At 58.3% G+C, this 12,901-nt stretch carries 10 protein-coding genes and 1 pseudogene; 8 read left to right on the top strand and 3 right to left on the bottom strand.

What is annotated here, in order from left to right:
• Window positions 1–111 precede the first annotated feature (111 nt).
• Entirely contained in the window at window positions 112–1,611 is a 1,500-nt protein-coding gene (locus L8H52_RS01355) for an efflux transporter outer membrane subunit (protein WP_242205149.1), read from the bottom strand.
• 293 nt (window positions 1,612–1,904) lie between these two features.
• Between L8H52_RS01355 and L8H52_RS01350 the strand changes: the two genes are divergently transcribed.
• The 7 genes and pseudogenes from L8H52_RS01350 to L8H52_RS01320 all read left to right on the top strand — a co-directional run bounded on the left by L8H52_RS01350 (window position 1,905) and on the right by L8H52_RS01320 (window position 8,196).
• A complete protein-coding gene (locus L8H52_RS01350) occupies window positions 1,905–2,873 on the top strand; it encodes a LysR family transcriptional regulator (protein ID WP_186624965.1) in 969 nt (322 codons plus the stop codon).
• A gap of 400 nt (window positions 2,874–3,273) precedes the next feature.
• A complete protein-coding gene (locus L8H52_RS01345) occupies window positions 3,274–3,648 on the top strand; it encodes a DUF6124 family protein (RefSeq protein WP_093436220.1) in 375 nt (124 codons plus the stop codon).
• Window positions 3,649–4,130: 482 nt separating this feature from the next.
• Window positions 4,131–4,505, top strand: coding sequence for a DUF6124 family protein (locus tag L8H52_RS01340; RefSeq protein WP_242205151.1), 375 nt, complete (start codon window positions 4,131–4,133; stop codon window positions 4,503–4,505).
• 339 nt (window positions 4,506–4,844) lie between these two features.
• Entirely contained in the window at window positions 4,845–5,324 is a 480-nt protein-coding gene (locus tag L8H52_RS01335) for a hypothetical protein (RefSeq protein WP_242205153.1), read from the top strand.
• A gap of 56 nt (window positions 5,325–5,380) precedes the next feature.
• Window positions 5,381–5,590 (top strand): annotated as a pseudogene (locus tag L8H52_RS01330) (hypothetical protein); the annotation flags it as partial.
• Between the two features lie 975 nt (window positions 5,591–6,565).
• Entirely contained in the window at window positions 6,566–7,540 is a 975-nt protein-coding gene (locus L8H52_RS01325) for a D-glycerate dehydrogenase (RefSeq protein WP_242205155.1), read from the top strand.
• Window positions 7,541–7,686: 146 nt separating this feature from the next.
• Window positions 7,687–8,196 (top strand): DUF2165 domain-containing protein, encoded by a 510-nt coding sequence (locus L8H52_RS01320; protein WP_242205157.1) that lies wholly within the window; start codon window positions 7,687–7,689, stop codon window positions 8,194–8,196.
• A gap of 19 nt (window positions 8,197–8,215) precedes the next feature.
• On the opposite strand, the gene L8H52_RS01315 is transcribed toward L8H52_RS01320, so the two are convergent.
• Window positions 8,216–9,118: a DMT family transporter gene (locus L8H52_RS01315; protein ID WP_242205158.1), complete on the bottom strand. Its 903-nt coding sequence runs from the start codon at window positions 9,116–9,118 to the stop codon at window positions 8,216–8,218.
• A 139-nt stretch (window positions 9,119–9,257) separates the two neighbouring features.
• On the opposite strand from L8H52_RS01315, the gene L8H52_RS01310 reads away from it, so the two are divergent.
• The gene (locus L8H52_RS01310; RefSeq protein WP_242205160.1) at window positions 9,258–10,133 is read left to right on the top strand and encodes an AraC family transcriptional regulator; all 876 of its coding nucleotides are present in this window, start codon (window positions 9,258–9,260) and stop codon (window positions 10,131–10,133) included.
• 200 nt (window positions 10,134–10,333) lie between these two features.
• Here L8H52_RS01310 and L8H52_RS01305 read toward each other — a convergent pair whose 3' ends face one another.
• Window positions 10,334–12,763 (bottom strand): TonB-dependent receptor, encoded by a 2,430-nt coding sequence (locus L8H52_RS01305; RefSeq protein ID WP_242205162.1) that lies wholly within the window; start codon window positions 12,761–12,763, stop codon window positions 10,334–10,336.
• Between the last annotated feature and the right edge of the window lie 138 nt (window positions 12,764–12,901).

The following is a 12,901-nucleotide window of genomic DNA, read 5'->3' as shown; positions in this document are numbered from 1 at the left end:
GCAGAACCTGTGGGAGCGAGCCTGCTCGCGAATGCGTTTTCATATTCAACATTGATGTCGACTGATAAACCGCTTTCGCGAGCAGGCTCGCTCCCACATTGGGTTGTGTGTTCAACGCAGGAGTGCCGGGGTTTTCGGCGCTTGGGTTTTCTCGGCCGTCGGTACATCGTTGCCAGCCCCGAGGCCACCACCCAACGCAGTCACCAGTTCGGCATGCGCACTCAACCGCGCCGCCTGCACCTGCTGCTGCACCTGCTGCTGTTTGAACAGCAACGTCTGCGCATTGAGCACGTTGAGGTAATCGGTGAGGCCGCGTTGATAAGCGATCATCGCGATGTCGTAAGTCTTCTGCGCCGTCGCTACCGACTCGGCGGCGAAGCCTTGTTGCTTGTCCATCGACTCGCGGCGGATCAACTGATCGGAAATGTTCTTCAGTGCGTTGACCAGCGTCTGGTTGTAATGCGCCACGGCGATGTCGTAACCGGCGGAGGCCTCACCCAGCTCTGAGCGCAAACGGCCACCGTCGAAGATCGGCAGCGAGATCGCCGGGCCGACGTTGTAGTTGAGTTTCTTGCCGGTCAAAAACTCCAGCGCGCCACCGCCCGTGGCCATGTAGCCAAGGCTGCCGACCAGATCGACGTTGGGATAAAACCCGGCGTGCGCGACATCGATTCCACGAGCCTGCGCCGTCACTAGCCAGCGACTGGCGACCACGTCCGGACGCTGGCCGAGCAGTTCGGCGGGCAATGCCGATGGCAGTTTCAGCGCAGCACCGAGGGACAGGGTCGGGCGCTGCAACTGTGCGCCCTCGCCCGGGCCTTTGCCGGCGAGCGCGACGATTTGATTACGGCTCAGGGCAATCTCTTCATCCAGCGCATCGATTTGCCGGTGGGTTTCCGGCAATGGCGTTTCGGCCTGGCTGACTTCGAAATGAGTGCCGATCCCACCGTTCAAACGTTTCTGCGCCAGATCGAGAATCTGCTGTTGCTGCTTGAGCGTCGCCGCGACGATGTCGCGCTGCGCGTAATGCAGCGACAGTTCGATGTAGGCGCGAACGATGTTGTTCTGCAATTCCAGCTGCGCCAATCGCGCTTCGGCCGCGCTCATGTGCGCAAGATCCACCGCACGTTCGCTGGCGTTGCTTTCACGGCCCCAGAGGTCGAGCGCGTAGCTAAAACCCAACGCAGCGTTGTTGTCCCACGTGGTGGTGTTGGCCAGCTCGCCCGGACCGTAGAACTGATCGGTCGGCCAGTTGTGGCGTTTGAGGGTCGACTCGCCATTGATCTGCAACGACTCGGCGGCTTCGGCGACACCGGCCATGGCTTTGGCTTGACGCACTCGCGCAGCGGCCATGGCCATGGTCGGGCTGCCTTGCACGGCGAGGTCGATCCAGCGATTGAGTTGCGGGTCGCCGTAGGCTTGCCACCATTGCGCGGTGGGCCAGTTGGCGTCACGGGCGGCATGGGCAATGGCGTCGTCGGTGGCCAGTGAATTGGCCTCCATTGCCTTGCCTTGCGGGGCGATTCCGTCCGTTGAGATGCAGCCGCCAAGACCCAGGGTAAAAGCCAGAACACTGAGCGGCAAAAGCGCTCTGTTGATGCGACGCGGCACAGCTGCGAATTCCTGAAAGAGGATAAGGCGGGGCTTGTTTCCGGTAGGAGCTGCCGAAGGCTCGGGCCGCGTTCGGACGATCTTTTGACCTTGATTCCCTTAAACCAAAGTCAAAAGATCGCAGCCTGCGGCAGCTCCTACATTGGATCGGCGCAATTCTATGGAACGCCCTGTACGGCGATAAGCTGGGATTTCTGTGAATCTTTGTTACGGTTAACGAGATAATCCCTTGGTCGGGGGTCTCGCCCCTGAAACTTCGTGTCACAATTTGCCATCTCCCTTGAGAGCACCCCATGGACACTTTGCAAAACATGCGCGCCTTCAGTTGCGTGGCCGAAGCCGGTAGCTTCACCGCCGCCGCCGTGCAACTCGATACCACCACCGCCAACGTCTCGCGCGCGGTCTCCAACCTGGAAGCCCACCTGCAAACCCGCTTGCTCAACCGCACCACGCGGCGCATCGCCCTCACCGAAGCGGGCAAACGCTACCTGCTGCGCTGCGAGCAGATCCTCGCCTACGTCGAAGAGGCCGAAGCCGAAGCCAGCGACGCCCACGCCCGCCCCGCCGGGCAATTGAAAGTGCACACCATGACCGGCATCGGCCAGCACTTCGTCATCGACGCCATCGCCCGCTACCGCAAGACTCACCCCGACGTCACCTTCGACCTGACCCTGGCCAACCGCGTGCCGGACCTGCTCGACGAGGGCTACGACGTGTCCATCGTGCTCGCCAGCGAACTGCCGGATTCCGGCTTCGTCTCGCAACGCCTGGGCATCACCTACAGCATCGTCTGCGCCTCGCCGGCCTACGTGAAAGCCAACGGTGCCGCGCAAAAGCCCAGCGACCTGCTCAACCATGCCTGCCTGCGCCTGGTCAGCCCGGTGATCCCTCTGGAAAAATGGGCCTTCGACGGCCCGGAAGGCCAGGAAATGGTCACCATCAACAGCTCGCCGTTTCTGGTGAACTCCGCCGACGCGATGAAAACCGCGATCACCAGTGGCATGGGCGTGGGCGTGTTGCCGGTGTATGCGGCGATTGAAGGCTTGCGCAACGGCACGCTGGTGCGGGTCATGCCGAACTACCGTTCGCAAGAGCTGAACCTGTATGCGATCTACCCGTCGCGGCAATATCTGGATGCGAAGATCAAGACGTGGGTTGAGTATTTGCGTGGGTCGTTGCCGGAAATTCTCGCGGCGCATCAGGCGGAATTGGCCGCCTACGAATTAAGCAGCAGTCTTGCCGGCGTGCGTGTCGCCAACTGATTTTCAACACACCACGAACCCCGTAGGAGCTGCCGCAGGCTGCGATCTTTTGATCTTGACGTTTAATCGCAGCCTACGGTAGAGCCTACAGAAACGGGGATTTCGCGGATGTTTCCGACAGGTTTTGACGGTTGTCCGTCGGAAGTGCGGTGGCTAGGATTTGGGTGTCGCTGACGCTTCAGCGACCGGGTCTGGAAAACCCGATTTCAACTACCAAAGCTCATGGCATACTGCGGCGCTTTTTAGCTCCCAATGTTATGGCGGCTGTACGCGGGAGGCCCTTGGGCCTGCCGGTTTTGGCAAGTTGACCGGTTTTTCCAGTCTGCGTACAGCTGCCACCCTTTCGCCTGGAAAACGAAAAGTGGCAGCTTCAACTCAACTTGCCACGAGTATGTTTCCTATGTTCAAACCAACGCCTAATCCGCCCGAAACCGACGACACCACCCCCTACGAATTCCCCGGCTCAAAGAAATTCCACGAAGCCGCCGAACGCGCCCTCGACCACTACCTCAAACCCAACGCCCTCACCCTGCGCTTCCACAAACCCAGCACCATGTTCCAGGTCGCCCCGGAACAGGACAGCGAAAGCCTGCTGGTCCACGCCTGCGAATCACTGGCACAAGCCAGCCTCATGACCAGCGACATCGCCGCCTACATCGACCTGCCGCAACGGCGGACGATTCTGGCGATTCAGCAGATCATCATGCTTGCCGAACTGGCGGTGAACCGCGTGCTGGATAACCACGAAATCTCCCAATCTCCGGCACACAGCTAAAAGCCCCTCACCCTAACCCTCTCCCGGAGGGAGAGGGGACTGATCGAGGTGTTTGTGAAAGTTACGCCGACGTGAAATACCGAGTCGAACTCAGATATTGAAAAGCCCACAAATCGGCTCCCTCTCCTAGGGGAGAGGGCTGGGGTGAGGGGTAAATTCACCGCAAAACAAAAGCCGAGCGCGTGTCTTCCCATCCAGCGGGCAGGACTTAAGTTCGGCTGCGGCCATCGGGCTGACTTTAAACAGAACGTCATATTCGCGCAGATCAGCCACAGCCTGTGACCGAGGGACTTTCTGTTTAAAAATCAAGCAATACGCACCTACAACAACTCCTACGAACACAGAGAATTCGCGGATGTTTCCGACAGGTTTTGACGGTTGTCTGTCGGAAGTGCGGTGGCTAGGATTTGGGTGTCGCTGACGAATCAGCAACCGGGCTTGGTCGCTCGGCTTATGAATGGAGCACTTCAAGGAGTTCCACCGTGCTCAATCCCCCTCAAAATCCCCCCGAAACCGACGACACCACCCCCTACGAATTCCCCGGCTCAAAGAAATTCCACGAAGCCGCCGAACGCGCCCTCGACCACTACCTCAAACCCAACGCCCTCACCCTGCGCTTCCACAAACCCAGCACCATGTTCCAGGTCGCCCCGGAACAGGACAGCGAAAGCCTGCTGGTCCACGCCTGCGAATCACTGGCACAGGCCAGCCTGATGACCAGCGACATCGCCGCCTACATCGACCTGCCGCAACGACGGACGATTCTGGCGATTCAGCAAATCATCATGCTTGCCGAACTGGCGGTGAACCGCGTGCTGGATAACCACGAAATCCCGCAATCCCCGGCACACAGCTAAAAGCCCCTCACCCTAGCCCTCTCCCGGAGGGAGAGGGGACTGACCGAGGCGTTTGGGTAAGCTACGCCGACGTGAAATAACGAGTCGAATTCAAATTCTGAAAGGCTTAGAAATCGGCTCCCTCTCCCTTGAATGATGCCGGATGACCGCCTGACACAACTTAAGCATCGTCCAATGGACGCAAACCTGAAGTGGGCAATCAAGTTCCAAAAATCATCTTCCGATTGATTTTTAATAGCCAATCGATATAGGAAACCTGTCAGATCTGACAGTACCTATTTTATCGCTTTATCCGAACAATGATGTCGTCACACCGACCTAGCGTTGAAGGAGCAAGACATGCCCATTAAAGATCTGAAGCTTGAAAAACTTAATAAATCAGGTGAAGGCACTGTAACTGCCAAACTAAACAAAGACTACGTCACCGACAAGTTCGAAGGAAAACCCGACCATTTTGTTACCGATAACAAAATAGTCGCGCTAAAAGTAACTTACCAGAAGTCCTCTACCACCTCATTCACTATCAACCTCACTTTTGATGCAGATATTAAGCATGGAAGGACTGAATTCAGCACGAAGTACTTTCCCTCCCCGTTCAGATTTTCATATACATCAGGCTCACATACGAAAGGCTATACAAGTGCTAAAAACGCAGGGTTTATTTTTGTAGAAGAATTTGATATTACCGAGGGAACTTTCAAGGCAGCCTTCAACTTTAGTTTTGTAGATTTCGACACATATGAGCTGCATCAAGTTCATGATGGTCAGATTGATGTCCAGGGCCTTGAGTTTATCAAGAAGATAGGTCGTAAAGTCTGACCCAAGTGCAGGCGCTAGCGGGTATCAGCCAATGTTGATACCGCTTCCAAAAACTCACCGTGTTCCAGATTTCCCCCGAAAAGGACCACAAAAGCCTGCTGGTCCACGCCTGCGAATCTCTGGCACAAGCCAGCCTCATGACCAGCGACATCGCCGCCTACATCGACCTGCCGCAACGGCGCACGATTCTGGCGATTCAGCAGATCATCATGCTTGCCGAACTGGCGGTGAACCGCGTGCTGGATAACCACGAAATCTCCCAATCCCCGGCATACATACAGCTAAAAGCCCCTCTCCCTAACCCTCTCCCGGAGGGAGAGGGGACTGACCGAGGTGTTTGGGTGAACTACGCCCACGTGCGATACCGAGTCGACCCTCAGATTCTGAAACAGATCAAAAGCCCCTCACCCTAGCCCTCTCCCGGAGGGAGAGGGGACTGATCGAGGTGTTTGGGCGAGCTACGCCGACGTGCGATACCGAGTCGACCCTCAGATTCTGAATCAGATCAAAAGCCCCTCACCCTAGCCCTCTCCCGGAGGGAGAGGGGACTGACCGAGGTGTTTGGACGAGTTACGCCGACGTGAAATACCGAGTCAAACTCAGATTCTGAATCAGATCAAAAGCCCCTCACCCTAGCCCTCTCCCGGAGGGAGAGGGCTAGGGTGAGGTGTTTGGGTGAGCTACGCCGACGTGAAATACCGAGTCGAACACACTCTTCGAAAAGCTCAAAAATCGGCTCCCTCTCCCTCGGGAGAGGCTGGGGTGAGGGGCGAATCCACAACCAATCCAAAGCCGAGCGCGCTGTTGCTCCTCACCACTCAATAGGCCGAGTGTCAGCTCGCCTGCTTTTGATCTTGATCCACGGGCGACGTCGGAAGGCTGAGCGCAGGGATTGATCCGGGCGTGGGAGCGCAGCGACCGTTTGGCGCAGCCAAAAACAGCGAGAGGAGGTGCAGCGAAGCAAACCGTAGGCGCTGCGCCCGGATCGATCCCGCAGCGAAGGAACCCCGAGCCCCAGCGAGCGGGCCGCACGCAGGAGCAAGCGTTTTTTTGCTTACTTTTTTTAGGCGTTTGTAAAAAAAGTGAGTCGCCGTCAGGGCGAAACCCTAAGCCGCCGTTACCGAAGAAACGGATATACACACCGAACAACCACAACATGGTCGGCCCAGAGGCCGCCAAGACAACCCCAAGCCAGAAATGTTAGCGTGCTTGGTATCAAGCCCGAACAAGAGCCAAAAACGATGAAAAAGACTGTCCTGGCCTTCAGCCGCATCACCCCACCCATGATCGAACGCCTGCAACAAGAATTCGACGTCATCGTCCCCAACCCAAAAGCCGGCGACATCAACGCCCAATTCAACGAAGCCCTGCCCCACGCCCACGGCCTCATCGGCGTCGGCCGCAAACTCGGCCGCGCCCAACTTGAAACCGCCACAAAACTGGAAGTGGTCTCAAGCGTCTCCGTCGGCTACGACAACTACGACCTCGACTACTTCAACGAACGCGGAATCATGCTCACCAACACCCCGGATGTGCTCACTGAAAGCACCGCCGACCTCGCCTTCGCCCTGATCATGAGCAGCGCCCGCCGCGTCGCCGAACTCGACGCCTGGACCAAGGCCGGGCAATGGCAAGCCAGCGTCGGCGCCCCGCTGTTCGGTTGCGACGTCCACGGCAAAACCCTCGGCATTGTCGGCATGGGCAACATTGGCGCCGCCGTTGCCCGTCGTGGCCACTTCGGCTTCAACATGCCGATTATCTACAGCGGCAACAGCCGCAAAACCGAACTCGAAGAACAACTCGGCGCGCAATTTCGCAGCCTCGATCAACTGCTCGCCGAGGCCGATTTCGTTTGCCTGGTGGTGCCGCTCAGCGACAAGACCCGCCACCTCATCAGCCATCGCGAACTGGCCCTGATGAAACCGGATGCCATCCTGGTCAACATCTCCCGTGGCCCGGTCGTCGATGAACCGGCCCTGATCGAAGCCCTGCAAAACAAGCGGATTCGCGGCGCCGGTCTGGACGTTTATGAAAAGGAACCGCTGGCCGAATCACCGCTGTTCCAGTTGAGCAACGCCGTGACCCTGCCGCATATCGGCTCGGCGACGAATGAAACCCGCGAAGCCATGGCCAATCGCGCCCTCACCAACCTGCGCAGCGCCCTGCTCGGCGAGCGCCCGCAGGACTTGGTCAACCCGCAAGTCTGGCGCGGATAAAAAGCCACGGGCAAGTGCGCTATCGCACTTGCCCGTTAGTTACGCCTTACACAACTTGAAATCGAACAACAAAGCCAATTAAACAGCAGCATTATAAGCTCTCCTGCCTGTCGAATAATCGACAAACGCTATGGAGAGCCAATACCTTGAACACCCTGACAACCGACAAACTCATTCGTTACAGCAAAGTCATATTAATGGCTTACATCAGCTTCTTTGGCGTGCTGGTGATGATCCACAACTTCACCGACTACAATTCAAACTACACCTACGTGGCTCATATCCTGAGTATGGACACCACCACCGCCAGTGAAACCATCAAGTACCGTGCCATTGAATCACCGATGATCCATCACCGGATCTACTGGTTCATCATCACCATGGAAGTTACGTATACGGTGCTGTGCCTGATAGGCACCTATCAGTTATATCGCCACATCAACGCATCCGCAGAAGTATTCCACGAGGCAAAAAAGTTCTCGATCATGGGCATATTGGCAGCCATTTTCATTTATTACGTGTGCTTGCAAACCGTGGGTGTGGAATGGTTTGACATGGACACTTCGCAATCATGGAATGCCAAGGACTGGGCACGGCATATCGTTGACTTCATCTTCCCGGTAATGATTTACATCACCTTGAAAGTCGAGCGCTGACGTTCAGCGCTCGTTTATTTCAAGCCAACTTACCCTGTACTGGCGGCACCACTGCTTTCGGTTTACGAAACACCAGCACATTGCCCAGCATCACTAACACCAGACCGACCAGCGCCGGCGCTGTCCATTGATAACCTTCAGCAAATGCCGAGACGTTCAGCGCCACGACCGGAAACAGCACGGTGCAGTAAGCCGCACGCTCCGGGCCCATGCGCCCGACCAGCGTCAGATAAGCTGTAAAGCCGATCACCGAACCCGGGATCACCAGATACAGCAGCGCGCCGACGTAACGCGGGCTCCAATCCATGTCGAACGGAATACCTTTGACCAGACACCACACCGAAAGCATCGCCGCGCCGTAGGCCATGCCCCAGGCATTGGTGGTCAGCGGCTTGAGACCGGCCTTCTGCTGCAGACTCGAGAGCATGTTGCCCGCCGAGAAACACAACGTGCCGCACAACGCCAAGCCGAGGCCGAGCAAGGTCTGCGGGCTGGCCTGATGCCCGGCAAGTTCCGGCCAGAACAACATGCCCAGGCCGAACAACCCAAGTGCACCGCCCATCAGCACATTGCGCGCGATGCGTTGGCCGATGAACACCCGGGCATTCAGCGCGTTCCACAACGTCGCAGTAGAGAACACCACTGCAACCAGACCGCTGGGGATCCACTGACTGGCGGTCAGGAAGCACATGAAGTTGACGCAGAACAGACACAACCCCTGCGCCACGCAGATCAGATGCCCCCGGCGGTTCATCGGTTGCAGGCGACGGCTGAGCAGCAACAGCGCAAACAACACCAGCGCAGCGAGGCCGAAGCGATAGACGATCGACACCGGAATCGCTACCACACCCAGTTGCCATTTCAGCGCAATCCAGGTGGTGCCCCAGATCAGCACGGTCAAAAAATACAACGACAGGTTCATGACACACACTCCTCGATAGGCCTTGAGTGTCTGCCCTCGTGTGCCTTGCGCGCTTGCAGATTCTTGCGCTTTTGTCGGGCGGCAGGCTGGCAGCGCGGCGTCTACGGAGTAGGATGCAAGGCGTTGAAGAGAACCGCTCATGGCCGCCATCGATACCCTGCAAGTCTTTCAAGCGTTGAACAGCTCGCCGAATGCACGCCTGGTGCACAGCGCCGAGCTCGGTGACGGCTTGTCTGCCGCTTTGTGGACCAATCACCACGATGCCCAGGAGTACGCAGCGCCGAGTCACCACACCCTGTCCTGTTACATCGCCGGTGGCACCGGTACGTTTCGTCGCGGGCAACCGGGCCACAAGGGTGGGCCGGACAAGCTGTGCATCCTGCCGGCCGATCACGAATCGGGCTGGGTGATCAACGGCGATATTCGCTTGGCGCATCTGTATTTCAGCGCTGAACAATTCGCCCTCGGTTGCGTCACCTTGCTTGATCGCGAACCGCGAGAGATGCAGTTGCGCGAGCAGACCTTTCTCGACGCCCCGCAGCAGGCGCAGCGCTTTCGGCAGTTGCTGAGCCTGAACTGGGACGAACCCGCCGAACGCTTGCTGACCAGCAGCCTCGCCCATGAACTGATCAGTCACACCTTGCTCAGCCAAGTCGGCGCGCGTCAGGGTTTGCGTTTGAAGGGCGGACTGGCGCCGCATCAGCGTCGGCAACTGGTGGAGTTTATCGACACTCAGTTGGCCGAGCCGATCAGCCTCGGACAATTGGCCGGGTTGTGCGCGCTGTCGGAATACCACTTTGCGCGGATGTTTCGCACGAGTTTCGGCCTGCCACCGCACCAGTATGTGTTGGCGCGGCGCTTGAGCCGGGCGCGGGAGTTGTTGCGCGGGACGGCGTTGCCGCTGGGCGAGATTGCGCTGGCGTGCGGGTTTGCCAGCGCGAGTCATTTCACTAATCGGTTCAAGCAGGTGTTGGGCGGGACGCCCGGTGAGTATCGGCAGGCGTTTTTGCGTTGAGCCCTATTCCCCTCACCCCAGCCCTCTCCCGGAGGGAGAGGGAGCCGACCGAGCTGTCTGGCGCTATACATCGACCTGAATGACCGAGTCGATTATGGATTCGGTAAAGATCGATCACGTCGGCGGAGCTCTCCAATATCCCCCAATCAGTCCCCTCTCCCTCCGGGAGAGGGTTAGGGTGAGGGGCCTTTGATCTTGCCTTAAAACTCCAAAGTGCTGGACAGCGAAACCTGCCGCGCATCCCCCATCGACACAAAGAACCGGCTCGCCGCCGAGGTGTAGTAAGTGCGATCAAACAGGTTCTTCACATTGAGCTGAAACTTGACCTTCTGCCCCTCGACTTTGGTGTCGTACGTGGCAAACGCATCAGCCACGGTATAGCTCGGCAGGTCAAAATCATTCACCGCGTTACCCGCACGCTCACCGACATATCGCGCACCGGCACCGACGCGCAATTGATCGCCGCCGATCACGCTGCCGAAGTCATACACCGCCGACAGCGAGCCGGAATTCTTCGCTACGTTTTGCAGGCGCTTGCCTTTGTAGTCCGGGTCTTCCGTCACTTCGGCATCGGTGTAGGCGTAGCTGCCGATCATGCTCCAGCGGTCGCTCAATTGACCGCTCAGGTCCATTTCCAGACCGCGTGAACGCACTTCACCGGCCGCGCTGTAAATCGTCGTCGGGCCTTCGGAATTGGCCACCAGCACGTTGCGTTTCTTGATGTCGAACAACGCGATGTTGCCGGTGACACGCCCCGGCAGGTCCAGCCGCGCGCCGAGTTCCCACGACTTGGCTTCTTCCGGCGCGATGCTGCCGTCGAGCACGGTGCTGCTGCCGCTCAGCGGGGCGATGGTCGAATTGGGTTTGAACGATTCGGTGTAGCTGCCGTAGAACGACAAGGCGTCGGTGTAGCGATACACCAGACCTGCGCGCGGGACGAACTTCTGGCCGTTGCTGTCGGTGTTGGCCTTGAACGGCACGCCTTTGCCGGCGTACTGGTCGTACTCCTGAAAGCGCCCGCCAGCGACCAGAATCCACTGATCGTTGAGGTGAATCGAGTCCTGCATGAACACCGAATCACTGCGCAGTTCATCGGTCTGCGCGCTGTCGGGTGCGCTGACGGTCGTGCCGGCAACTTCGCGGCCATACACCGGATTGAGGTAGCTGAACGTGGTCAGGCTTTTCTGCCGGATCAGGTCCTCACGGTAGATCTTGCGGTACTCGTCGTCGACGCCGAACACCAGGTCATGCTGCATGCCCAACACCTTGACCTTGCCTTCGAGGCTGGCGGTGGTGAAACGGTCGGTGCTGATCGCATTCTGCGTGCCGTCCATGCTGCGGGTCAGCGTGCCCTTTTTGGTGTCGATGGCGGTCACGCGGACCTGGCTGGCGTCGTAGGTCTCGCGGTTCCAGCTGTAACCGAAGTGGGCTTTCCAGTCATCATTGAGGTCGTGGTCGGCTTCAAAATGATAGAGGTCGGAGCGGCCTTCCATGTTGTTGAACGGCTCGTCGAGGCGTTCTTTGCGCGAGATATCCAGCGGATGATTGGTGCGCGGATCGATCAGCGTGCCACGGTCGAACGGCGTGAGAAATTCGCGATGCTCATAGGCAAACAACAGCTTGGTGCTTTCGCCGAACCAGGCCAGCGACGGCGCGATCAGGGTTTCGCGGTGAGTGCCGAAGTTGCGCCAGTAATCTTCGTCTTCGTGATCGAGCACCATGCGATAGGCCAGCCCGGAATCGCCCAGCGGGCCGGTGCTGTCGAGGGTGCCGCCGCTGCCGTTCTTGCCGTCGCCGTAAGTCGAGCCACGCAGGGTCAGAGCGTTGTATTGCGTCAGTTCAGGCTTCTTGCTGACCATGTTGACCACGCCGCCCGGGTCTTGAATGCCGTAGAGCAACGATGCCGGGCCTTTGAGTACTTCAACCCGATCGACGGTGGCGTTCATGCCGCGCCCCTGCACGATCGGCATGCCGTCGCGCATGATCGAGCCGTTGCGGTTATCACCGAAACCGCGAGTCATCACCGAATCCTGCGTGCTGCCCAGGGTGTTGCCCTGGGTGATGCCGCTGACATTGGCCAGTGCATCGTCAAGATTGCGCGGTGCCTGATCACGGATGACCTGGGCCGGAATGACGTTGACGGTCTGCGGGATTTCCTGAAGCGAGGCCGAAGAGCGCATCACCGAACTGGTTTCCGGCGGCTGATAACTCATCGATTCGTCGCGCATCGAGGTGATGGTGGTGGCGCCGAGATTCAACGCGCCTTCGGTGGGTTTGGGCTCCAGCGCCAGCGTGTGGCTATCGGTGCGGCGGAAGTTGAGGCCAGAGCCACTGAGCAAGCGTTGCAGTGCCTGCTCGGCACTCATCTGGCCATTGACTGCCGGCGCGGTGAGGCCGTACGGCGCTTCGTCGGTGTAGACCACGCTCTGCCCGGTGACGCGGCTGAAGTCGCTCAAGGCTTGCGGCAGCGGTTTGGCGGCCAGGGAAAAATTGAACTGCTTTTGCGCCTGGCTGCTGACGGTTTCAGCGGCCAGAGACACGCTTATCGGCAGCAATGCCAATGCCGAAAAACTCAATGCCGACACGCTTAACCACTGTTTGACCGAACCCGATTTTGCCCTGGACTTCATGACTCAATGACCTGTGTAGAACCGCAACGGATGCGAATGACTCGCAGTTTCAGTCACTACACGGATGGGGCTCGGGTTTACCTCACCACAAATATGAAAATATTTTTGGAAGGGTGTTGTTTCGGCCGACGCCTTCGC

Source organism: Pseudomonas sp. CROZ-RG-20F-R04-15 (genome assembly GCF_022662375.1).
GTDB lineage: Bacteria > Pseudomonadota > Gammaproteobacteria > Pseudomonadales > Pseudomonadaceae > Aquipseudomonas.
Note: the sequence above shows the minus strand (reverse complement) of the source record. Positions and strands in the feature narration are given on the sequence as shown.

Coding starts and splice junctions, on each gene's coding strand:
- L8H52_RS01345 (WP_093436220.1), top strand. CDS start 3,274: ATGTTCAAACCAACGCCTAATCCGCCCGAAACCGACGACACCACCCCC.
- L8H52_RS01315 (WP_242205158.1), bottom strand. CDS start 9,118: ATGAACCTGTCGTTGTATTTTTTGACCGTGCTGATCTGGGGCACCACC.
- L8H52_RS01305 (WP_242205162.1), bottom strand. CDS start 12,763: ATGAAGTCCAGGGCAAAATCGGGTTCGGTCAAACAGTGGTTAAGCGTG.
- L8H52_RS01350 (WP_186624965.1), top strand. CDS start 1,905: ATGGACACTTTGCAAAACATGCGCGCCTTCAGTTGCGTGGCCGAAGCC.
- L8H52_RS01325 (WP_242205155.1), top strand. CDS start 6,566: ATGAAAAAGACTGTCCTGGCCTTCAGCCGCATCACCCCACCCATGATC.
- L8H52_RS01335 (WP_242205153.1), top strand. CDS start 4,845: ATGCCCATTAAAGATCTGAAGCTTGAAAAACTTAATAAATCAGGTGAA.
- L8H52_RS01310 (WP_242205160.1), top strand. CDS start 9,258: ATGGCCGCCATCGATACCCTGCAAGTCTTTCAAGCGTTGAACAGCTCG.